The organism is Streptomyces eurocidicus (assembly GCF_002891295.1).
Classification (GTDB): domain Bacteria; phylum Actinomycetota; class Actinomycetes; order Streptomycetales; family Streptomycetaceae; genus Streptomyces; species Streptomyces eurocidicus.
This window is the reverse complement of the sequence record NZ_LGUI01000005.1, coordinates 523,131-545,211: the sequence shown is the minus strand read 5'-3', so window position 1 is coordinate 545,211 and position 22,081 is coordinate 523,131. Positions and strand designations below refer to the sequence as shown.

General features: G+C 75.1%; 19 protein-coding genes. 9 read left to right on the top strand and 10 right to left on the bottom strand.

The window, feature by feature from the left end:
* Nucleotides 1-19: 19 nt before the first annotated feature.
* Nucleotides 20-802 (top strand): MBL fold metallo-hydrolase, encoded by a 783-nt coding sequence (locus AF335_RS19270; protein WP_102919628.1) that lies wholly within the window; start codon nt 20-22, stop codon nt 800-802.
* Nucleotides 799-1,428, top strand: a complete 630-nt coding sequence (locus tag AF335_RS19265; RefSeq protein WP_244927092.1) for a DedA family protein — start codon at nt 799-801, stop codon at nt 1,426-1,428. Before AF335_RS19270 ends, AF335_RS19265 begins: the two co-directional genes overlap by 4 nt.
* Nucleotides 1,429-1,530: 102 nt before the next feature.
* Here the strand turns inward: AF335_RS19265 and AF335_RS19260 are convergent, their stop codons facing one another.
* The gene (locus tag AF335_RS19260) at nt 1,531-2,556 is read right to left on the bottom strand and encodes an MBL fold metallo-hydrolase (protein WP_102919627.1); all 1,026 of its coding nucleotides are present in this window, start codon (nt 2,554-2,556) and stop codon (nt 1,531-1,533) included.
* A gap of 182 nt (nt 2,557-2,738) precedes the next feature.
* Complete coding sequence (locus AF335_RS19255; RefSeq protein WP_102919626.1) at nt 2,739-3,947, bottom strand: aminotransferase class I/II-fold pyridoxal phosphate-dependent enzyme; 1,209 nt, start codon at nt 3,945-3,947, stop codon at nt 2,739-2,741.
* Nucleotides 3,948-4,202: 255 nt separating this feature from the next.
* Between AF335_RS19255 and AF335_RS19250 the strand changes: the two genes are divergently transcribed.
* The 3 genes from AF335_RS19250 to AF335_RS19240 all read left to right on the top strand — a co-directional run bounded on the left by AF335_RS19250 (nt 4,203) and on the right by AF335_RS19240 (nt 7,716).
* On the top strand, nt 4,203-5,159 hold the full coding sequence (locus tag AF335_RS19250; protein WP_102919625.1) for a TIGR03557 family F420-dependent LLM class oxidoreductase: 957 nt from the start codon (nt 4,203-4,205) through the stop codon (nt 5,157-5,159).
* Nucleotides 5,160-5,222: 63 nt separating this feature from the next.
* A complete protein-coding gene (locus AF335_RS19245; protein ID WP_102919624.1) occupies nt 5,223-7,088 on the top strand; it encodes a thiamine pyrophosphate-requiring protein in 1,866 nt (621 codons plus the stop codon).
* A gap of 82 nt (nt 7,089-7,170) precedes the next feature.
* Entirely contained in the window at nt 7,171-7,716 is a 546-nt protein-coding gene (locus AF335_RS19240) for a type 1 glutamine amidotransferase domain-containing protein (RefSeq protein WP_102919623.1), read from the top strand.
* Between the two features lie 197 nt (nt 7,717-7,913).
* Here AF335_RS19240 and AF335_RS19235 read toward each other — a convergent pair whose 3' ends face one another.
* Nucleotides 7,914-8,501, bottom strand: a complete 588-nt coding sequence (locus AF335_RS19235) for a TIGR03086 family metal-binding protein (RefSeq protein WP_102919622.1) — start codon at nt 8,499-8,501, stop codon at nt 7,914-7,916.
* Between the two features lie 219 nt (nt 8,502-8,720).
* Between AF335_RS19235 and AF335_RS19230 the strand changes: the two genes are divergently transcribed.
* Complete coding sequence (locus tag AF335_RS19230) at nt 8,721-9,071, top strand: VOC family protein (protein ID WP_102919621.1); 351 nt, start codon at nt 8,721-8,723, stop codon at nt 9,069-9,071.
* A 171-nt stretch (nt 9,072-9,242) separates the two neighbouring features.
* On the opposite strand, the gene AF335_RS19225 is transcribed toward AF335_RS19230, so the two are convergent.
* Nucleotides 9,243-11,288, bottom strand: coding sequence for a DUF5107 domain-containing protein (locus AF335_RS19225; protein WP_102919620.1), 2,046 nt, complete (start codon nt 11,286-11,288; stop codon nt 9,243-9,245).
* 141 nt (nt 11,289-11,429) lie between these two features.
* On the bottom strand, nt 11,430-12,005 hold the full coding sequence (locus AF335_RS19220) for a GNAT family N-acetyltransferase (RefSeq protein ID WP_102919704.1): 576 nt from the start codon (nt 12,003-12,005) through the stop codon (nt 11,430-11,432).
* 295 nt (nt 12,006-12,300) lie between these two features.
* Here AF335_RS19220 and AF335_RS19215 point away from each other — a divergent pair, with 295 nt between their 5' ends.
* Nucleotides 12,301-12,687, top strand: a complete 387-nt coding sequence (locus tag AF335_RS19215) for a hypothetical protein (protein WP_146045566.1) — start codon at nt 12,301-12,303, stop codon at nt 12,685-12,687.
* A 178-nt stretch (nt 12,688-12,865) separates the two neighbouring features.
* Here the strand turns inward: AF335_RS19215 and AF335_RS19210 are convergent, their stop codons facing one another.
* Nucleotides 12,866-13,414: a hypothetical protein gene (locus AF335_RS19210; protein WP_102919618.1), complete on the bottom strand. Its 549-nt coding sequence runs from the start codon at nt 13,412-13,414 to the stop codon at nt 12,866-12,868.
* Nucleotides 13,415-13,481: 67 nt separating this feature from the next.
* Nucleotides 13,482-14,135 (bottom strand): TetR/AcrR family transcriptional regulator, encoded by a 654-nt coding sequence (locus AF335_RS19205; RefSeq protein WP_102919617.1) that lies wholly within the window; start codon nt 14,133-14,135, stop codon nt 13,482-13,484.
* Nucleotides 14,136-14,214: 79 nt separating this feature from the next.
* On the opposite strand from AF335_RS19205, the gene AF335_RS19200 reads away from it, so the two are divergent.
* Together AF335_RS19200 and AF335_RS19195 are read left to right on the top strand one after the other, a co-directional pair.
* Nucleotides 14,215-14,982 carry a glucose 1-dehydrogenase gene (locus AF335_RS19200; protein ID WP_102919616.1) on the top strand — a complete coding sequence of 256 codons (768 nt, stop codon included), beginning with the start codon at nt 14,215-14,217 and terminating at the stop codon, nt 14,980-14,982.
* Nucleotides 14,983-15,321: 339 nt separating this feature from the next.
* The gene (locus AF335_RS19195) at nt 15,322-17,004 is read left to right on the top strand and encodes an FAD-binding oxidoreductase (protein ID WP_102919615.1); all 1,683 of its coding nucleotides are present in this window, start codon (nt 15,322-15,324) and stop codon (nt 17,002-17,004) included.
* A gap of 97 nt (nt 17,005-17,101) precedes the next feature.
* Here the strand turns inward: AF335_RS19195 and AF335_RS19190 are convergent, their stop codons facing one another.
* The 3 genes from AF335_RS19190 to AF335_RS19180 are packed head-to-tail and all read right to left on the bottom strand — an operon-like array spanning nt 17,102 to nt 22,079.
* Nucleotides 17,102-17,827 carry a 4'-phosphopantetheinyl transferase family protein gene (locus AF335_RS19190; protein ID WP_102919614.1) on the bottom strand — a complete coding sequence of 242 codons (726 nt, stop codon included), beginning with the start codon at nt 17,825-17,827 and terminating at the stop codon, nt 17,102-17,104.
* On the bottom strand, nt 17,824-21,852 hold the full coding sequence (locus tag AF335_RS19185; RefSeq protein WP_376697875.1) for an amino acid adenylation domain-containing protein: 4,029 nt from the start codon (nt 21,850-21,852) through the stop codon (nt 17,824-17,826). The genes AF335_RS19190 and AF335_RS19185 overlap by 4 nt, the downstream gene beginning before the upstream one ends.
* Nucleotides 21,849-22,079: a phosphopantetheine-binding protein gene (locus tag AF335_RS19180; RefSeq protein WP_102919613.1), complete on the bottom strand. Its 231-nt coding sequence runs from the start codon at nt 22,077-22,079 to the stop codon at nt 21,849-21,851. Before AF335_RS19180 ends, AF335_RS19185 begins: the two co-directional genes overlap by 4 nt.
* Between the last annotated feature and the right edge of the window lie 2 nt (nt 22,080-22,081).

Sequence of the window (22,081 nt, the reverse complement as noted above, 5' to 3'; positions counted from 1 at the left end):
TGAGTCATGGAGGTGCCCGGTGCCGGTGGAGCTCACCTGGTGGGGGCATGCCACCGTGACGGTGGAGGACTCGGGGACACGGGTCCTGACCGATCCGCTGTTCGTCCGGCGGCTGGCGCATCTGCGCCGCCGCCGGGGCGCGGTCCCGCCGCCCGAGGCGGCCGTCGCGGACGTCGTCCTCGTGTCGCACCTGCACGCCGACCACCTCCACCTCCCCTCGCTGGCCCGGCTCGCCCCCGGTACGCGCCTGGTGGTGCCCCGGGGCGCGCCGACCGTGGTGCCGGGTCTGGGCAGGCTGGCCGCCGCCCGGGGCCTGCGGATCAGCGAGGCCGCGCCGGGGGACGTGGTGCGCTGCGGAGAGCTGCGGATACGTGCGGTGCACGCGGAACACGACGGGCGCAGGCTGCCGTACGGGCCACGCCGGGTGCCCGCGCTCGGCTATGTGGTGCGGGGCGAGGCGACGACGTACTTCGCCGGGGACACGGGCTGGTTCGAGGGCATGACGGACGAGGTGGGCCCGGTGGACGTGGCGCTGCTGCCGGTCGGCGGCTGGGGCCCGTTCCTGGGCCACGGCCACCTGGACGCGGGCCGGGCCGCGCGGGCCCTGGCCCGGCTGGAGGCGCCGACCGCGGTGCCGGTGCACTACGGCACGTACTGGCCGATCGGCATGGACGGGGTGCGGCCGCACGAATTCCACGCGCCGGGCGAGGAGTTCGTCCGCCTGGCGGGGCGGCTCGCCCCCGAGGCCACGGTGCACCGACTGGGCCACGGCGAGTCCGTACGGCCGCTGGGGGCGAGGTGATCGCTCCGTTGCCGGAGTGGGCCGCCGAGGCGCTGACCCGGGCGGTACCGCCGGAGTCGACCCAGCAGGCCGTCGGCTACCCGTCGTTGTTCCTGCTGGTCGCGCTCGGCGCCCTGGTGCCGGTGGTGCCGACGGGCGCGGTGGTCAGCTCGGCGGCCGTGGTGGCCTTCCACCAGAGCTCGCCGTTCTCCCTGCTGTGGGTGTTCCTGGTCGCGTCGTCCGCGGCGTTCCTCGGCGACATGGCGCTGTACGGCCTCGGCCGGCGCGGGGTGGCCTCCCGCAACGGCTCCCGCTGGCTGAACCGCCTCCGCGACCGCGCCTCCCCGGAACGCCTGGCCCGGGCCCGTACGAAACTCGACGAACACGGGGTGACGGTCCTCGTCCTGTCCCGCCTCCTCCCGGCAGGCCGCGTCCCGGTGATGCTGGCCTGCCTCCTCTCCCGCGTCCCGCCGTCCCGCTTCGCCCGCGGCGACGCCCCGGCGTGCCTGGCGTGGGCGGCGACGTACCAGGTCATCGGCGTCCTGGGCGGCTCGCTCTTCGCCCGCCCGTGGCAAGGGGTGGCGGCGGCGGTCGCGGTGACGGTGGTGGTGGGGGCGGTGCCTTCGGTGTGGCGGCGGGTGCGGTAGCGGGCTTGGCCGGCCCGCTGTCCTAAAGGTCGTCCGCGGTCCCGTCGACGGCCGGGCCGCAGCCGGGGCGAAAGATCATTATCGCGGAGGCGGGGAGGCGGCTTACTGACCCGGCGTCAGCACCCGGGAGCCGCCGATCGGGAGGTCCCACAGGTCCTCGCGGGGGCGGCCGGTCACGGCCCAGGCCGCGCGGGTGCGGATGAGGGGTTCGAGCGGTGGTTCCGCGGAGAGCAGGAAGGTGGACCAGTGCATGGGGGCCATCGCGCGGGCGCCCAGGTCCTGGCAGGCGAGGACGGCCTCCTCCGGGTCGGTGTGGACGGGGCCCAGCATCCAGCGCGGGTCGTACGCGCCGACGGGCAGCAGGGCCAGGTCGATGCCGGGGTAGCGGTCGCCGATGCGGGCGAACCAGTGGCCGTAGCCCGTGTCCCCGGCGAAGTAGACGCGCCGGCCGTCCGGGGCGGTCAGCACCCAGCCGCCCCACAGCGAGCGGCAGGTGTCGGTGAGGGTGCGCTTGCTCCAGTGGTGGGCGGGGACGAAGTCGAAGCGGACCGGTCCGGCCGGGCCGGGCAGTTCGACCGCCTCCCACCAGTCGAGCTCGGTGACGTGGGTGAAGCGGCGGCGGCGCGCCCAGCGGGCGAGGCCCGCGGGCAGCAGCAGCGGGGTGTCGCGGGGCAGCCGTTTGAGGGTGGGCGCGTCGAGGTGGTCGTAGTGGTTGTGGCTGATGACGACGGCGTCGACGGGCGGCAGGTCCTCCCAGCGGACGCCGACGGGGGTGAGCCGGGGCGGCGTGCCGAGGATCCTGCGGGACCAGACGGGGTCGGTGAGGACCGTGAGACCGCCGACGCGCAGCACCCAGCTGGCGTGCCCGGCCCAGGTGACGGCGGTCGTGGCGGCGTCGACGACGGGCAGCGGGCCGGGCTCGACCGGCAGCGCGGACACCTCCCGGAGCGCTTCGGGGCTGGGGCGCAGCCGGCCCTCGCGGGCCAGTCTGGCCAGGGCGCGGACACCGGGCAGCGGCGCGGTGAGGCGGTCGACGAAGGTCCGTGGCCAGACGCGGCGTTCGCCGAGGGGGCGGGGTTCGCCCAGTGGGAGGGGCTCGGCGAGGGAGCGCTCGGTCTGTTCGGTCATCGAGGGGGCTCCATTCGGTGGGGAACCGGGGCGGTGCGCCGCGCCGCCCCGGGCGACGGCCGGGGGGAACGGGCGCGGGGTGCCACGGGGGCGGCCGGGACGTACGGAACGGACCGTCCGGACGGAGGGTCCGGGTGAGCCGGGGTGCCGGTGCGGGCGGAAGCGGTCGGCACGACGGTAGGTCAGCCGGCCGCGAGCCGGCGGAACGCCGATGCGAATTCGGTCAGTGCGGCGCCGACCTCCGGCAGGGCCAGTGGATCCGGGCTGTCCAGGGCGCGTTGCCGCTGGTCGTCGGTGGTGCCGAGGAGCGGCGGGGTGGACAGCCGGACCCGGAGGTCGTCGGGGGCGTCGCCGAAGCGGTGGCCGCCGGGCACGGGGCGGCCCAGAGCCGCGCTGAGGTGGGCCTCCAGCTCCACGGAGTCGGTGATGGCGCGGGCGGCGAGGGCGTCGCGCAGCTCGCCGAGGTCGGCGTAGAGATAGGGGCCGGCCTCGGGGGGACGGCTGAGCACACCGAGGTCGTCGAGCCGCTCGCGGGCCGCCGTGGCCAGAGTGGCGTAGAGCCGTACGGCGGCGGCGGTCCGGGCGCGTACGGGCGCGGGCTCGGCGAGGGCGTACGCGGCCGCTTCGGCCACGGGGGGCGGCAGTTCGGCCCGTACGGCGGTGAGGGCGGTGGTGACCCGGGCGCGGAGCACCGGGCCGCGGCCGGTGGCGGGGAAGCGGGCCACGGCGACGGGCCAGGCCGTGGGGGTGAGGGCGCCCGCGAGGTCGGTGAGGACGACGACGTCCTCGGGCCACATCTCCGCGGGGCCCAGGAAGACCGTGCCGCGCGGGTCGTGGCGCATGTCGCGCCAGGTCTCGTCGCTGATGACGGTCAGCCGCTCGGCGACCGCCGCCTCGCAGACCTCGCGCAGGAGTTCGGGCGGGGCGACGCTGCCCGTGGGGTCGTCGGCGACGGACAGCAGCAGCACCCGGGGCCGGCCGCCCTCGGCGCGGATCCGGCGCACGGTCTCCAGCAGCGCGAACGGGTCGGGGACGCCGCCGCACTCGGCCGGTACGGGCACATGGAAGGCGGTCCGTCCGGCGAGGCGGGCGAGCGGCGCGTACCAGGCGGCGCAGGGCCGGGTCAGCAGGACGTCGCCGCCCGCCGCGGCGAGCAGGGCGAGCAGCAGCGGCTGGGCGCCGGGTGCGGCGACGACGTGGCCGGGGTCGGTCGGCAGGCCGCGGCGCGCCCAGTAGCCGCAGGCGGCGGCGAGCAGGCCGAAGCCGCCGCCCGCGGGTTCGGGCTCGCTCCGCGCGGCGGCGCCGGCCAGCCGCGCGGCGAGCTCCGGGAGCACGGGCAGGCCCCGCTCGGGCGCGGCGCCGGCCGGCGGTGCCGGAAGGCTCGCCTGCATCTGTCCGTACCTCCGCCCGCGTCCGTCGTGCGTCCACCTTCGCAGATCATGGGTGGCGCGGCGGTGCGACACGGGCCGGGAGGGTGAGCCTCGGCCGGGTGGCGTCGGCGCGGCCGGGGGCGGGAGCGGTGCCGGGGGCGCCGTGGTGCGGGTGCCCGCGGGCCGGGCGCCGCGGGCACCCGCACGTTTCGACCCCCCGTGATCGGTTACCCGTCCCGCCGCACACCACTAAGCGGCGAGGAGGCAACGGCCCGGATGACCGAGTACGGCTACTTCCTGTCCTGCGCGGAGCACACCCCCGCCGCACTGGTCGAACAGGCCCGGATGGCGGAACAGGCCGGTTTCACCTCGCTGTGGATCTCCGACCACTTCCATCCGTGGACCGGGGAGCAGGGACAGAGTCCGTTCGTCTGGTCGGTGATCGGGGCACTGTCGCAGGCCACGTCGCTGCCGGTGCAGACCGCGGTGGTCTGTCCGACGATCCGGCTGCACCCGGTGGTGGTCGCGCAGGCCGCGGCCACCAGCGCCGTGCTCCTGGGCGGCCGCTTCCGGCTCGGGGTGGGCAGCGGCGAGGCCCTGAACGAGCACGTCCTCGGTGACGCGTGGCCACAGGCGCCGGTGCGGCTGGAGATGCTGGAGGAGGCCGTACAGGTGATGCGGCTGCTCTTCGAGGGCAGCGAGGTCAGCCACCGCGGCAAGCACTACACGGTGGAGAACGCCCGGCTCTACACCGTGCCCGACGAGCCCGTGCCCATCGACGTGTCGGCGTTCGGGCCCGCGGCGGCCGAGGTGGCCGGGCGGATCGGCGACGGGCTGGTGACCACCGGGCCCGACGCGGACGCCGTGGCACGCTTCCGGCGCGGGGGCGGCGGTGCGAAACCCGTCGTGGGCGGCGTGAAGGTGTGCTGGGGGCCCGACCAGGAGTCGGCGCGGGACCTCGCGCACCGGCTGTGGGCCGTCGAGCGGCTGCCCGGTGAGCTGGGGCAGATCCTGCCCACGCCCACCCATTTCGAACAGGCGGTCACCCTGGTGCCGCGTGAGCGGACCGACGCGGCGGTCACCTGCGGCGCCGACGTGGACGAGCACGTCCGCGCGCTCGGCGCCTACGCCGACGCGGGCTTCGACCGGGTGCACGTGGCCCAGATCGGCCCCGACCAGCAGGGCTTCTTCGACTTCTACCGCACCGAGGTACTGCCCCGGCTGACCGGCTGACCGGCTGGCCAAAACCCCAAGCCCTCCCCCAAGCCCGCGAGACCCGAGAAGGTGGAGAACACGATGAGTCAGAAGGTGGCCGACTTCATCCTGGCGCGGCTGCGCGCCTGGGACGTGGAGCAGGTCTTCGGCTATCCGGGGGACGGGATCAACGGGCTGCTGGCGGCGTGGGAGCGGGCGGACAACCAGCCTCGGTTCATCCAGTCGCGGCACGAGGAGATGTCCGCCTTCGAAGCCGTCGGCTACGCCAAGTTCAGCAGCCGGCTGGGGGTCTGCGTCGCCACCTCCGGGCCGGGCGCGATCCACCTGCTCAACGGGCTCTACGACGCGAAGCTCGACCATGTGCCGGTGGTCGCGATCGTCGGCCAGACCCACCGGTCGGCGATGGGCGGCGCGTACCAGCAGGAGGTCGACCTGCACACCCTCTTCAAGGACGTCGCCTCCGACTTCCTGGAGACGGTCTACGTGCCCGAGCAGCTGCCGAACGTCCTGGACCGCGCCATCCGCACCGCCTACGCGCGCCGCGCGCCGACGGCCCTCATCATCCCCGGCGACGTACAGGACCTCGCCTACACACCGCCCACGCACGCGTTCAAGATGGTGCCCTCCAGCCTGGACCGCAGCGGCTGGCAGGCGGTGCCCTCGGACGAGTCGCTGGCCCGGGCGGCGGAGCTGCTCAACGCCGGTGAGAAGGTCGCGATCCTCATCGGGCAGGGCGCGGCGGGCGCCCGCGCGGAGACCGAGGAGATCGCGGACGTGCTGGGCGCCGGGGTGGCGAAGGCGCTGCTGGGCAAGGACGCGCTGAGCGACGAACTGCCGTACGTCACCGGCTCGATCGGGCTGCTGGGCACCCGCCCCTCGTACGAGCTGATGCGCGACTGCGACACCCTGCTGACGATCGGCTCCAACTTCCCCTACACCCAGTTCCTGCCGGAGTTCGGCCAGGCGCGGGCGGTGCAGATCGACATCGACCCGCACCTGGTCGGCCTGCGCTACCCGTACGAGGTGAACCTGATCGGCGACGCCCGGGCCACCCTCCAGCGGCTGCTCCCGCTGCTCCGCCGCAAGGAGGAGCGGACCTGGCAGGACGGGGTGCGGGCCGGGGTGGCGCGCTGGGACGAGGTGATGGCGCGGCGGGCCGCGGTGAGCGCCGATCCCATCAACCCGGAGCACGTGGCCCGGGCGCTGTCCCCGCTGCTGCCGGACAACGCGATCCTGACCTCCGACTCGGGTTCGGTCGCCAACTGGTACGCGCGGCACGTCCGGATGCGGGGCACGATGCGCGGCTCCCTGTCGGGGACGCTCGCCACGATGGGCTGCGGCGTGCCGTACGCGATCGGCGCGAAGTTCGCCCACCCCAACCGGCCGGTGGTGGCCCTGGTCGGGGACGGCGCGATGCAGATGAACGGGATGGCCGAGCTGATCACGGCGGCCAAGTACCACGCGCAGTGGGACGATCCCCGGCTGGTCGTGGGGGTGTGGAACAACCACGACCTGAACCAGGTGACGTGGGAGATGCGGGCGATGAGCGGCTCCCCGCAGTTCCTGCCGTCGCAGGAACTGCCCGACGTCTCCTACGCCTCCTTCGCCCGCTCGATCGGGCTGACGGGCATCCGGGTGGAGAAGCCGGAGCACGTCGAGGGCGCCTGGCGGCAGGCGCTGGCCGCCGAGGGGCCCGCCGTCGTGGAGTTCCTGACCGACCCGGCGGTGCCGCCGATCCCGCCGCACGCGGACTGGGACCAGATCGAGTCCACGGCCGCCTCCGTCGTCAGGGGTGACGCCGACCGCGCGGGCATGATCCGGCAGGGCCTCAAGGCGAAGGTGCAGGACTTCCTGCCGGGCGGGCCCAAGCGGGGCCAGGGCGGCGGCGCACGCCGACAGGCCCCGGGGGCCACCGGCTCCACCGCGCCCCGGGAGGGCGGCGGGTGAGCGCGGAAGCCCGCCCCGGAGACGCCCGCGGCCGCCGCCCCCGCACCCCTCCTCCCGTTCTCACCGAAAGGACCCCCTCCTCATGAACGTGGCATTCCTTGTGGCGCCGGAGGGCGTCGAGCAGACCGAACTGACCGATCCGTGGCGGGCCGTGAAGGAGGCGGGCGGCTCCCCCGTCCTCGTGTCGACCGACTCCGGGACCGTCCGGGCCTTCCACCACCTCGACAAGGCCGACGTCTTCCCCGTGGACAAGGTCGTCGGCGGCACGGGCGTCTCGGAGTACGACGCGCTGGTGCTGCCCGGCGGGGTCGCCAACCCCGACGCGCTGCGCCTGGACGAGCGGGCCGTCGCGTTCGTCCGGGGCTTCTTCGACGCGGGCAAGCCGGTCGCGGCGACCTGCCACGCGCCGTGGACGCTCGTGGAGGCCGACGTGGTGCGCGGCCGGACGCTCACGTCGTGGCCGAGCCTGCGGACCGACATCCGCAACGCGGGGGGCACTTGGGTGGACGAGCCGGTGAAGGTGTGCACGGCGGGGCCGACGACGCTGGTGACGAGCCGTAGGCCGGACGATCTGAAGGCGTTCCGCGACGTGTTTCTGGCGGTGTTCCGGCGGGTGCCGCGTCCGTGACGGCGTGGGGTGCGGTGTCTGGTTGCCGCTGCGCGGGGCTTTTTCCCCAGCCCCGCCCCTTCCCGTAACCGGGGCTCCGCCCCGGACCCGGTGTCCTCAAACGCCGGACGGGCTGAATTTCAGCCCGTCCGGCGATTGAGGACATTCGGGAAGGGGCGGGTAGGGGAAAAAGCCCCGCGCAGCGGCGACCCGCCCCCTCAGACCCGACGCCCCAACAACCCCAGCAGCAAAGCCTGCGCATCCGCCCCCACCGGCACCTCCACAGCCGCCGCGAACAACCCCGTACCCACCAGCGAATCCGCATACGGCTCCACCTCCCGCCGCGCGAACTCGACCAGAGCCCCCGGCAGCGCCTCGTCCGCGCCGATCGCACGGGAGAGGTCCCAGGCGTGCACGATCGCGTCGGCCGTCATCTGCGCGCAGTAGGCGTCGGCCCGGGTGGGCCCCTGGCTGAGCAGCGTCGTGCGGTCCAGGGCGCCGGGGGCCGCGAAGGCGGTACGGGCCGCGGCGGCCGCGTCGTCCCAGGCGGCGGCCGGGTCGTCGCCGAGCAGGTCGCCGTCCAGCGAGTCGCCGAGGTCCGCGACGGACGCGCCGTCCAGCATCGGCGGCACCCACAGCTGCTCGACCGCCAGATGGTTGACCAGCTCGCGTACCGACCAGTCGGTGCAGGGCGTGGGCGCGTCCCACTGGTCGGCGCGGACGGCGTGCACGCGCTCGGTGAAGAGGGCGAGCGCCTCGCCGTGCCGGGACAGCAGGGCCTTCGCCCCCGGGGTCTCACGGGTCATGGGGCCTATTGTCCGCGCGCGTCCGCCGGGCGGCGACCGGCGCGCCCGGCGGCATGGGCCGGACGGCGGCCCCGGTACTGCGGCAGGACCCCGGGACCGAGGGCGGCGAACCGTCGTTCGAGCCATCACCGCATCGGGTGAGGCGCTCACGGACGCCTACCGGAAGCACCCGGAGGAGATCCCCTTCCCTCTCCGACGACGCCAACTAGCCTTGTTCCCATGAACATTCTGGGGACTTCGCTACGGGTGTGCGTCGACGATCTGGAATCGGCGATCGGGGTGTACGAGCGGCTGACCGGGGCCGAGGCGATGCGCTTCCAACGCGCCGGGGTGAGCGTCGCGGCGGTCGGCTGCTTCTTCCTGATGAGCGGTCCGGAGCGGGAGCTGTCGGTGCTGCGGAACATCACGGCGACCATCGCGGTGACGGACGTCGACGAGGCGCTGGACGACCTCCGGGCGGTCGGCGCGCAGATCATCGCCGGGCCCGTGCCGACGCCCATCGGGCGCAATCTGGTGGCGCGCCATCCGGACGGGTCGGTGTTCGAGTACGTCGACCGCAAGCCGGGGTAGGGCCCGGGCGGGGGGCGCCGGGACCGGCAGGCGTACGGGCCGGGCGGCCGGGGGGAACCGAATCCTCGCCGGACCCCGGGCCCCGGCCCCGGACCGCCCGCCGATGCGGGCCCGCACCGGACGGCGCCGGCGGCGTCCACCACGCGTACGGGCCCGCGCCCCCCGTACGCCTCAGCCCTCGGGAAGCCGCGCGGGCCGCATCCGGAAGTCGTACCTCCGGGGCAGCGGGTGCTCGGCGCGCGCCCTCGACCGGATCGTCTCCGTGACGGGGCCGCCGTCCGCGAGCAGCCGCTCCGCGACCGCGTACCACGTGTCGGCGAGCGTCTCGTCGCCCTCCCTCAGGTCGTCGACCTCGAAGCCCTCGTCGAAGAGCGCCCGCGCCCCCGCCGCGTCGCCGCGCGCGAGGAGCACCCGGGCCCGCAGCAGCGTGAAGCGCCCCCGCGCCAGGACGGCCGGGCGCAGCCCGTCCAGCACGGCTCCGGCGTCGTCGGCGCGCCCCACCGCGAGCAGGGCCTCGGCCGCCTCCCGGCCCAGGGCCGCCATCGCGGCCGTCCAGGAGACGCCGTCCCCGTGCCGCGCGCGGGCGCCCTCGTACGCCTGGAGGAAGCGGTCGGCGGCCCGCTCGGGGTGGCCGTCCGCCTGGTCGGCGACGGCGAGGCAGCGCGTTGACGGCCAGTGGCCGCCCCCGGTCTGCTCCCAGCTGCGGACGGCCTGCGAGCGGTCGCCCGCGTGCCAGCGGGCCACGCCGAGGTGGTAGTGGAGGTGGTGGTCCTGAAGGTCGTCGCCGGTCTCGGCCAGCTCCAGCAGGTCCCGCCAGTGCGGCGACACCAGCGTCGGCTCCGGGGGCAGCGCCCGCGCCGGCACGGGCAGGGAGCCCGAGCGCAGCAGGGCCAGCCAGGGCTCCTGCTCCTCGCCCAGCGTCCCCGCGTCGAACGGGGTGCCGGGCAGCTCGTACCGGCCGCGCTCGACCTCCAGGGCTCCCCAGCCGGAGCCGGTGGCCAGGCTCTCCTTGGGGTCGAGGTCGGCGTACGGGCGCCACGCCTCGTACGCCTCCGCCACCGCGGCGCGCGGCAGCGCCGCCTCCAGGCGGGCCCCGGCCTCGTCCCGGGCCGCCGCCCAGTCGGCACCGTGCACGCGCCCGGCGTCGGCCGTCAGCGGGCCGTACGCCTCCAGCCAGGAGAACTCCCCGCCCGCCTCCAGCCGTACGTGTTCCAGCTGGGTGCGGGCGAGCCCCGCCTGGATCTCGGCGTAGCCGTCCGTGCCGGGTTCGGTCAGCCACTCCTGCCAGCGCCGCCCGCCGGGTCCGGAGCCCCACACGAAGAGCTTGCGGCCGCGCAGCAGGTCCGTCGAGGTCTGTACGAGGCCGGAGCCCTCCGCGTCGAGGGAGGCGATCCAGCGGCGGCCGCCGTCCGGCACGTCGTAGAAGAAGTCGGCGGCGTGCGTGCTGCGGAGCGGGTACGTGCGGTCGGCGCCCTCCCATTCCGGGACCGGCACCCGGCGCAGGGTGCGTTCGTAGCCGAACCGCCACGCCTCGTCCGCCGGGGCGAGGACGCGGGTGCCGGCCGCCTCGGGCACGGCGATGTTGGACCACCAGTAGACGGGCGCGGGGCGTTCGTGGGGATTGCGGATCCGTACGCCCACGTGGAGGAAGTCGGAGCCGTCGGGCAGCCAGAGGTCGACCTGGAACGGCAGGTCGCGCATCCGTTCCCACTCCCACAGCCGCAGCATCTCGCCGCCCCCGGGGGCCGGCACCCGGGCGGCGTGTACCGGGGCCGTGGCGAGCGGCGAGTGCCCTGTGGCGCCGGTGTTCCACTCGATGCCGCCGGAGAACCACGCGCCGTTCAGCCCGAACTCGGCGGGCTGGAGCACCGGGTTGCGATAGAGGAGCTGCCGGCCGGTCGGCTTGTGTTCGAGCGAGTGCACCCGGCCGCCGAGGCCGGGCAGGACCGTGGCGCGCAACCGGTCGTTCTCGAGGATGAGCGCCTCGACGTCGGTGGGGACGCGCTCGCGGGCGTATCCGTCACGCCGCCGTACGGGCAGCACCGTGCGGAGCGGGGCGTAGCCGACCTGACGGGCCATCGCGGCGGGCAGGGCGGCGCGTTGCGCGGCGTCGGGGCGGTGGGGTCTGAAGGGCGGCAGCAGCGCGGGCAGCGGGTTCTCGGGGCCCAGCGGGGCGGCGGGCAGGGACAGCACGGCACGTCGGATGGTCGTGGGCACGGCACCTCGTTCTCTCGGACCCTGGTGGAGCTCTCGGCGTCTTTTCGCTACGGCTTGGCGTGCGGCTTTCGGTGCGGGTTCTGGTGCGGCTCTCGGTGTGGCTTCTGGTGCGGCGCTCGGTGTGAGTCCGGCCCGGCGCCGCTAGGGCGCGGGCGGCATGTCGGCGGTGATCGCCCAGCGTTCGTGGTCGCGCCAGGCCCCGTCGATGAAGAGGAAGTCGGGCGAGAACCCCTCCAGCCGGAAGCCGTGCCGTTTCACCAGCCGGATCGACGCGGCGTTCCCCGGCTGGATGTTCGACTCCAGGCGGTGCAGCCCCAACGGGCCGAAGGCGTACCGCAGTACGAGCCCGAGGCCCTCGCCGAGATGGCCGCGGCCCGCGGAGGGCGCGAAGGCGCCGTAGCCGAGCGCTCCGCACCGGAAGGCGCCGCGCACAATGTTGTTGATGTTGACGAACCCGGCCGGCGTCTCGGCCGCGCCGTCCTCGGCGGGCAGGCAGACGAGCAGCCCCACACGCTGTTCGCCGTCCAACCGTTCGACATAGGCGGCGAAGGCGCTCTCGGTGTCGGGCATCGAGAGCCACGGCCGGTGCAGGTCCACGCTGGCGCGCACCAGCCGGGTGAACTCCGGGCCGTCCGCGCGAGTGACGGGGCGGATGGCGACACGGGGCCCGAGGGCGAGATAGCGGCCGTCACCGGCCACGGGATGATCAAGCACCATCTCCTCATCGTACGGGCCGAGTACGGCGTTGGGGGGTGCCCTGACCTCACCGTTCCGGGGTTCGCGGGCCGGCGCCGCGCGGTGCGCGAGCGCCCCGCGCCGGGGACGGGCCCGGAAGCCGTCCGCCCCGGGACGGCGCACTCGGTGGCACCCGTCGCAAACATCCGCGCCCCCGCGCGCCCCTCACGTACCACCCACCACCCCCTGTGAGCGTGCGACCCCCCTCCGTAGCGTTAGGAGGCGGAACTTCCGCATCCCTTGGGAGGCCAAGGCATCGCGGCAACAGGAGGTCGAGATGAAACGACGCACCCCCATCCTTGCCATGACGGCACTCGCGGCCCTCGCCATCGGCACGGCCACGGCCACCGCGGAGGACGGACCCAAGAACAAGCCGGGGATCGTGGCACCGAGCCAGCAGAAGGCGGAGAAGGACGCGGACTCGCTGGCCGCGCACAACCAGTTCTTCGGGGACTTCGTGACGGTGGAGCCGAACACCAACCGCGCGGCCACGGTGACGTGTCCGGCCGGCCAGGTGCCGACGGGCGGCGGCGGCACGACCAGTGCCATCCGCGTCTTCTTCACCGACTCCTTCGCGAGCGGCCGGTCCTGGGTCATCAGAGGCACGAACACCAACAGCGTGAACGAGTCCATCAGGGCGTTCGTCATCTGCACCACGCCGTAGCCCGAAGACTCCCGGGTGCCGGGTCCCCCACCATCCGGCGCCCGGGACCGCCGGCCGCCCGCGCCCAGCCCCCCTTCGGGCGCGGGCGGCCGGCTCCTCGCGGGCGATGGCGGGACCACGGCGCCACCGGCCGCGAGACGGGCGGGCCCCTGCGCCCGTCCGGCCGCCGGGAGCGGCCTCAGTTGTTGAAGGTCTCGAACCTGACCCGGGCGGTCCGCTCGCCCTCGTAGGTGACCGTCAGCTGGACGACGTCGGCGTTGGGGTGCGCGTCCGGCGGGTCGTCGACGTCCAGGACGACGCCGTCGAGGGTCGCCCTGATGCCGTCGGGCGTCTCCTTGTCGATCGAGCGGCTGCGGTCGCCGGGGTAGGCCGCGAGCCAGGCGTGCACGTCGGCGCGCGGCATCCGGAACGTGCCCCGCATATCGGGCCCCATCAGGGTGTTCTTCTTCTCGCAGCTCTCGTCCGTGGCCCGCTCGGGCAGCTCCCCGCCCGCGAACGACAGGGCCTCCGCGCAACCGACGGGGGAGACACCGTCCATGGGCCCCATGGACCGCACCAGCCACACGCCCAGGCCGACGACCGCGGCGACGCCGAGCACGATCGAGGCCGCGGCGATGCCGATGACCCGCCTGGTCTCCGACGCGCCCGCGTGCCGCCGCCTCGGGAGCGCCTTCGTCGGCGGGTGCGCCGGGAGGGCGGCCGGGGCCGGGGCGGGGGTCTCCGTCACCGCGCTTCCTGTCTTCCGATAATCACTCGATGGAAGACAAAGTATGACGCCCTGGCGACGCCGCAGGTCAGGCAGGGTCTGCGGACGGAGCCGCACCGGCCTCCGGCGGGCTCCCGCCATCCGGCACCGGCCACATCCGCTCCGCCGCCGCCGCGACGGCCGCCAACTGCTCCCGCGTGGCGCCGTCGCGCGCCTGCTGGGAGAGGCCCTGCATCATCCCGACGACGCAGCGCGCCAGGGTGGCCGCGTCGGTGTCCGGCGGCAGTTCGCCGTCGGCGACCCCGGCGCCGATACGGCGCTCGAACGCCGCGACGGTGGCGGCCCGGCGGGCCCGCAGCACCTCCTCCGCCTCGGCCGAGGAGGTGGTGCAGCCGGTGGCCGCCAGCAGCGTCAGACAGCCGGTGGGGCGACCCGGCTCGGTGTACTCGCGCGCGGCCTCGCGCAGCACGCGGCCGAGGGCGCCGAGCGCGGTCGGCTCCTCCTTCAGAGCCCGGCGCACGAAGTCGCCGTACGTCCGTCCGTAGACCTCGACGACCTCGGCGAAGAGCGCCTCCTTGTTCCCGAACGCGGCGTAGAGGCTGGGCGGGGCGATGCCCATGGCGCGGGTCAGGTCGGCGACCGACGTCGCCTCGTAACCGTGCTCCCAGAAGGCGAGGGTCGCCGTCTCCAGGGCCGCCTCGCGGTCGAAGGAACGGGGGCGGCCACGCTGTCTCACTGCCATGGGCGAATTCTATATCGACCGCTAACCATTGTGTTATGGTCCCGCCGTATAGCGATCGCTACAGAAGGGGAGCAGTGCCATGGGTGCACTTACGGGTAAGACCGCCCTCGTCACCGGCGCGAGCCGGGGCATCGGCCGGGCCATCGCCGAGCGACTGGCCGCCGAGGGAGCGCGGGTCGGCGTGCACTACGGCAGCAACGACGACGCGGCCAAGAGCGTCGTGGCGGCGATCCAGGACGCGGGCGGCGAGGCGTTCGCCCTCCGCGCCGAGCTGGGCGTACCCGGTGACGCGGCGGCGCTGTGGGCCGAGTTCGACCGGCACGCCGACGGGCTGGACATCCTCGTCAACAACGCCGGCATCGGGCTGCTCGCCCCCGTCGAGGGCGTGCAGGAGGCGGACTTCGACCGTGTCTTCGCGGTCAACGTGAAGTCCCTGTTCTTCATCACCCAGCAGGCCCTCGGGCGGCTGCGCGACGGCGGGCGCGTCATCAACCTCTCCAGCGCCACCACCCGGATCGCGATGCCGAACATCGTGGCGTACTCGGCCACGAAGGGCGCGATCGACACCCTGACCCTGACGCTCGCCGAGGCCCTGGCGCCCCGGGGCATCACCGTGAACGCGGTGGCGCCCGGCATCATCGAGACGGACCTCAACCCGTGGCTCGCGATACCGGAGATGCGCGCCACGGCCGAGAGCTGGTCGGCCCTGGGCCGGACCGGCACGCCCGCCGACGTGGCCGGCGTGGCGGCGTTCCTGGCCTCGGACGCCTCGGGCTGGACGACCGGCCAGGTCATCGACGTGAGCGGCGGCTCGGCCCTGGGCAACGGGCCGTCGGCCAAGCGCTGACGCGCGGGCCGTCGGGAAGGAATGTGGAGGGGGTCCGCCGTGCGGCGGGCCCCCTCCACATTCCCCCCGCTCCCCCGACATGACAGATCCGCCCGCCGCCGGCGCCCACCGCGCCCCGGCGGTATCCGGCGTTCCGTCGGCGGCGGCGCAGGGAGCCGCCCACGCACGGCGCTTCCGCGCCGCGGCGACGCAGGCTATGACCAAGGCCACTCCGGTGAACCGTCGATTCCGGAGTTCAATCCCCCAAGACGTCGAGCGGCTCGTCGCATATGACGCACAACTGCCTTGCGCTCGGCGTGACTTCGCTTCCGCACGCAGACCGACACGGGGGAATTCGCCATGCCCATGGATCGCCGTACCCTCATCAGACGGACCGCCGCCGTCACCGGAGGCACCGCCCTCGGCGGCCTCGCCGCACCGGCCCTCGCGGCCGACGAACCCGCGCCCGGCGAGTCCGGGTCCTCGCTGGAGACCGCGGGCGGCGCCACCGTCCTGCCGGCCGACGGGCGCTACGCCCCGCTGACCACCGGCAACAACATGCGCTTCGCCGCCCGGCCCGACTACATCAAGATGATCAAGTCCACGGCCGACGCCGCGAAGGCGCTCGGCGACGCCGTCAGGGCGGGCAAGCGGGTCGTGGCCCGCAGCGGCGGCCACTGCTTCGCCGACTTCGTGAGCCACCCGGACGTCAAGGTCATCCTGGACTTCTCCGAGCTCAACCGGGTGGGGTACGACCCGGCCATGCGGGCCTTCTCCGTCGAGCCCGGCGCCCGGCTGCTCAACGTCTACGAGTCCCTGTACAAGGGCTGGGGCGTCACCATCCCGGGCGGCACCTGCTACGGCGTCGGCATCGGTGGCCATGTGGCCGGCGGCGGCTACGGGCTGCTCTCCCGCCGGCACGGGCTGGTCGTCGACCACCTCTACGCGGTGGAGGTCGTCGTCACCGACGCCGCCGGCAACACCCGGGTCGTCCGCGCCACCCGGGAGGCGAACGACCCCGACCGCGACCTGTGGTGGGCGCACACCGGCGGGGGCGGCGGCAACTTCGGCCTGGTGACCCGCTACTGGTTCCGGTCGCCGGGCGCCACCGGCACGGCGCCCGGCGCCCAGCTGATCTCTCCGCCGTCGAACGTGCTGGTCAACGCCGTCGGTATCCCCTGGAGCCAGCTGGACGAGCAGGGCTTCACCCGGCTGCTGAAGAACTACGGCGCCTGGTTCGAGGCCAACAGCGCCCCGGATTCCAGGAACCGCCACCTCAACAGCATCCTCAACATCTCCTCCCAGGCCAACGGCGTGATCGGGATGTTCACCCAGGTCGACGCCACGGTGCCGGGCGCCGCACAGCTCATGGACGAGTACCTGAGCGCGGTGACCGCGGGAACCGGCGCCCGGGCCAGGGCCCTGGACCGGCCGAACGGCGAGCTGCCCGCGATGCCGCAGCTCGCGGCGGCGCGGCAGCTCCCCTGGCTCCAGGCCACCCGGCTGATCGGCACGAGCAACTCCACGCTCAACGACCCCACGATGCGCGGTGCCCACAAGTCCGGCTATCTGCGCGCGAACTTCACGGACGCGCAGGTCGCGGCCGTGTACGCGGCGATGACCGACCCGGGGTACCGCAACGCCCGCACCATGCTGGTGCTGTTCCCCGTCGGCGGGCAGGTCAACGCCGTCGCCCCGGACGCCACCGCCTACCCCCAGCGGAGCGCGTCCCTCAAGATGCTGTTCCAGACGTTCTGGAACGACCCGGCGCAGGACGCCACCCACCTCGGCTGGCTCCGGGGCTTCTACGGGAGGTTCTTCGCGGCGACGGGCGGGGTGCCGGGACTGGGCGGCCAGAGCGACGGCTGTTACGTCAACTACCCGGACACGGACATGGCCGACCCCGCGCAGAACACCTCGGGGGTGCCGTGGCACGCGCTGTACTACAAGGACAACTACGCGCGGCTGCAGCAAGTGAAGAAGCGGTACGACCCCGGGAACGTCTTCCGGCACGGATTGTCCGTGACCCTGCCGAAGAACTGACCCCGGCCCGGCCTCGCCGCGCGCGGCGTCCTCACACACCGGACGGGCCGGCTGCCCGGCCCGGGATCCGGGGCCGGGCCCCCGGACCGTAGGTCGCTCAGGCCGTCGCCACCGCGATCGCCGCCGCGTGGCCCGCGCCCGCCGACACGTCCGTGAGGGTCCAGCCCGCCGGGGACGTCGGAGCCGCTCCGGAGCCGACGTAGGTCACGGCCGGGCTCTCCGACAGGCCCGTGCCCGTGCCCTTGAGGTACGCCTCCTTGCGGGTCCAGCAGCGGGCGAAGGCCGCCGCCCGGTCCGGGCCGGGCAGGGCGCCGATCTCGGCGGTCTCGTCGGGGTGGAGCATCCGCGCCACCTCGGCGACGACCTCGGCGGACTGCTCCTCCTCGACGTCCGCGCCCACCGGGGTGTCCGCGAAGGCGAAGAGCGCGAGGTCGCCCGCGTGCGAGAGGTTGAAGTGCAGCGGCGCCCCGGCGACCGCGGGCCGGCCGTGCGGTTTCCCGCAGCCCGGGCAGGGCTCGCGCATCAGCGCGACGTCCGCCGGGGCGGTGCCCAGATAGGCGCCGAGCAGACGCCGCAGCCCGAGGTGGGCGGCCGTGTAGCGCTCCCGGTGGAGGTCGCGGAAGAACGCCGTGACCCGGGCCCGCTCACCGGCGTCCAGGATCCGCTCGTACACCTCGGGCGGCTCGGGCGCGTGGTCGGCGATCCGCAGCAGCCACACCTGGGGCGGGCCGCCGCGGACCCAGCCGCCGGGCAGCGGGTCCCGGCCCAGGATCCTGGGCGTCACCCCGCCGGTCCGCCCCGGAACGCCGCCGCCCTCGTTCATCCGCTCTTCTCCCCCAGGTGCGCGGTCACCGCCCGGGCGACCTCCGCGGCCGGTCCGGGCCGCGTCATGTCCGCGTGGGCGCAGTCGATGTCACGGTTGATCAGATTACCGGTGACGTACGGCCGCCAGGCGTCGCGGGTGAGCCATGTCTCGGCGCGGGGCGCCGCGGCGGTGAAGAAGAGGACGTCGCCGTCGAAGACCCGGTGCCGGTGGCCGCGGGTGAGCGCGGTGGTGCGGACCGCGGTGTCGACGACCGCGGCCAGGGTGGCGGCGGGCAGCGTGGCGAACGCGCTGTCCGCGGCGCCCAGCCGGGTGGTGACGGCCTCGCGGGTGAGCGGCGTCTCCCCGGCCGCGCAGCCCGCCGTCTCCAGCAGCGCCGCGAGGGCGTCGGCTTCGACCGTGCCGAGGCGCTCGCGCCACTGGCCGGACGGATAGCCGTCCATCATCGCCAGCAGCTCCACCCGCTCGCCCGCCTCCTGGAGGAGGACGGCGACGGCGTGGGCGAGCACGCCGCCCGCCGACCAGCCCAGCAGGCGGTAGGGGCCGTGCGGCCGGATCCCGCGGATGCGCTCCGCGTACGCGGCGGCCATCTCCTCCAGGGAGGCGTACGGCTCGGGCGGGGCGTCGCCGGGGCGCAGGCCGGGGGCCTGGAGCCCGTACAGCGGCTGGTCCGGGGCGAGGTGGGTGAGCAGGGCGGTGTAGCACCAGCCGAGGCCCGCCGCCGGGTGCAGGGCGAACAGGGGGGTGCCGGCGCCGGCCGGGCGCAGCGGCAGGACGGGGCCGAGCGCGGCCTCGTCCGCCGTGCCGTCGGCGTGCATCCGGTCGGCGACGGCCGCCGGGGTGGCGGCCTGGAAGAGGGTGCCCATGGGGAGGTCCGCGCCGAGGACGTCGCGGACGCGGGCGGCGAGCCGGGCGGCGAGGAGGGAGTTGCCGCCGAGTTCGAAGAAGCTGTCGTCGACGCCGACGTGCGGCAGGCCGAGCGCTTCGGCGAACAGGCGGGTGAGGGCCTCCTCGCGGGCGTCGCGCGGCTCCCGCCCGCCGCTGGTGGCGGCGGTGCCGGGGGCGGGCAGGGCGGCGTGGTCCAGCTTGCCGTTGGGGCCGGCGGGGAAGGCGTCCAGGACCACGACGGCGGTGGGCACCATGGCCTCGGGCAGCCGGGCGGCGACATGGGCCCGCAGCGCGGCGGGGTCCGGTCCACCGGCCTCGGCGGCGGCATCCGCCGAGGCCGGAGTCACATAGGCGACCAGGCGGGGGTCGCCGGGGCGGTCCTCGCGGACCAGGGCGCAGGCGGCGGCGACGTGCTCGTGGGTGGCCAGGACGGCCTCGATCCCGTCGAGTTCGACGCGCTGGCCGCGCACCTTCACCTGGCGGTCGGTGCGGCCCAGGTACTCGACCGAGCCGTCCTCGCGCCAGCGGGCGAGGTCGCCGGTGCGGTACATGCGCGCGCCGGGGGGCCCGTAGGGGTCGTGGACGAAGCGCTCGGCGGTCAGGTCGGGCCGGCCGAGGTAGCCGGTGGCGAGCTGGGCGCCGGCGAGGTGGAGTTCGCCGGGGACGCCGGGCGGGCAGGGCCGGCCCGCGGTGTCGAGGATGTAGAGGCGGGTGTTCCAGACGGGCCGGCCGATGGGCACGGGGCCGGTCTCGCCCGGCTCGCAGGTGTGGTGGGTGACGTCGACGGCGGCCTCGGTGGGCCCGTAGAGGTTGTGCAGCGCGGTGCCGGGCAGCAGGCGGTGGAAGGCGTCGGCCGTGTCCCGGGGCAGGGCCTCCCCGCTGCTGAACACGTGGCGCAGCCCGGTGCACGCGGCGGCGCCGGGCTCGGCGAGGAAGAGCCGGAGCATGGAGGGGACGAAGTGGACGGCGGTGACGCCCTGCTCGCGGACGGTACGGGCGAGGCGGGCGGGGTCGCGGTGGTCGTCGGGGCCGGCGACGACGAGGGTGGCGCCCTCGCGCAGCGGCCAGAAGAACTCCCAGACGGAGACGTCGAATCCGGTGGGGGTCTTCTGCAGGACCCGGTCCCCGGGTGCGAGCCGGTAGCGGTCCTGCATCCAGCGCAGCCGGTTGTCGATCGCGGAGTGCGGGACGACGACGCCCTTGGGCGTACCGGTGGAGCCGGAGGTGTGCAGGACGTAGGCGGGGTGCTGCGGGGTGAGCGCCCGGCCGGGGTCGGTGGGGAGCAGCGCCGCCAGTTCCTCGCGCAGCGCCGGGTCGTCGAGGGCGACGACGGCCGGGGTGGTGCCTCGCGCGGAGGGGGCGGGCAGCGCGGCGCGGCCGGCCAGGTCGGTCAGCACGCAGACGGGCCGGGCGGCGTCGAGGACGGCGGTGAGCCGGGCGGCGGGGTGCGCGGTGTCCAGCGGCAGGTAGGCGCCGCCGGCCTTGAGGACGGCCAGCAGGGCGACGACGAGGTCGGTGGAGCGGGGCAGGGCGACGGCGGCGAGCGCGCCGGGCCGTACGCCGAGGGCGGTCAGGTGCCGGGCGAGGCGGTTGGCGCGGGCGTTGAGCTCGGCGTAGCTCAGGGTCTCCGGGCCCGAGACGAGGGCGGTGGCGCCGGGGGTGCGGGCGGCGCGGGCCTCGATGGGGCCGATCAGGGTGGTCGGCGGCAGCTCGACGGCGGTGTCGTTGAACTCGGTGAGGACCCGCGCGCACTCGGCGTCGGTGGCCAGGGCGAGGCCGCCCAGCGGCAGGTGCGGGTCGCGATCGGCGATCCGGGCCAGCAGGTCGAGGAAGCGGTCCTGGTGGGCGGCGAGTTCGTCCTGCCGGTAGAGGGCGGGGTTGCCGTCGTAGTCGACGCGCAGGCCGGAGCCGTCGGCGCGGTCGTAGATGTTGACGGTGAGGTCGTCGACCGGGCCGGAGGCGATGTTGTGGGCGTCGGAGCGGGCGCCGGCGAAGGTCAGTCCGTAGTCGAACGGCATGACGTTGACGAGCGGGCCGACCAGGGCGCGGCCCTCGCCGAGGAGGCCGAGGTCGCGGCGGATGTCCTCGTAGCGGTAGCGCTGGTGGCGGCGGGCGGCGCGGATGCCGAGGACGACCTGGCGGGTCAGCTCGGCGAAGGTGGTGTCGGCGGTGACGGTCAGCCGCAGCGGCAGGACGTTCATGACCATGCCGGGGACGCGCAGGGCGACCGAGCCCATCCGGCCCATCATGGGCAGGCCCAGTACGACCTCCTCGCTGCGGGTGGCGCGCGCGAGGTAGAGGGCCTGGGTGGCGAAGAGCACGTCGGTCCAGGTCGCCCGGACGGAGGCGGCCAGCCGGCGGAGCCGGTCGGTGCGCTCGGGGGCGAGGTGGGCGGTGCTGCGCACGGAGGTGCGGGAGGGCAGGGCGGTGCGGCCGGCCAGGGTGGGCGCCTCGGGGCGGTCGGCGAAGCCCGCGAGCCAGTGGGCGCGGTCGCGGCCCCGCGCGGGCGAGTCGCGGTAGGCGGCGTCCTCCTCGACGAGGGCGGCGAGGCGGCCGAAGGGGCTCGGGCCCGGGTCGGTGCCGGCGGCGAGCGCGGAGTAGACCTCGGCGACGCGGCGGGCGACGAGGGAGTAGCCGTAGCCGTCCAGGACGGCGTGGTGGACGCGCTGGTACCAGAGCCAGCGGTGGTCGCCGACGCGGAAGAGGCCGTGGGCGAAGAGCGGTCCGGTCGCGAGGTCGAAGGGCTCGGCGGCGTCGGCGCGCATCCAGGCCCGCGCGGTGCCCTCGGGGTCGCCCTGGTCGCGGAGGTCGGCGGCGTAAAGGGGGAAGCCGTGGCCGGGCGGTTCGACGGCGATGGGCGACTGGCGCGGCCCGTCGGCGGTGTCCGCGATCCGTACGCGCAGGGCGTCGGCCTCGCCGACGGTGCGGTGCAGGGCGTCGGCGAAGAGGGCGGGGTCCACGTCGCCGTGGATCTCGATGCACTCGGCGGTGTTCAGGGCGGGGCTGCCGGCGTCGAGCGCCTGGGCGAACCACATGCCCGACTGGGCCGCGGTGAGGGGCAGCCCCTCCGGCGCGGGCGTGGGCCGCGCGCCGGAGGGTGCCGGGAGGGGTGCCCGGTCGAGCGTGCGGGCGTTCACGTCCGGGCCCCCAGGAGGGGGACCCACTGCTCGATGGCCGGCTGCTCGGCGAGGTCCACGAAGGTGACCTCGGTGCCGTGGTCACGGCGCCAGCGCTCGACGAGGGTCATGATGCGCACCGAATCGAGGCCGTAGTCGACGAGGTTCTCGTCGTCGGGGATGTCCGCGGGGGCCTCCCCGAGGACGTCGGCGACATCGGCCCGGATCTGGTCGAGGGTGAGAGCCATGG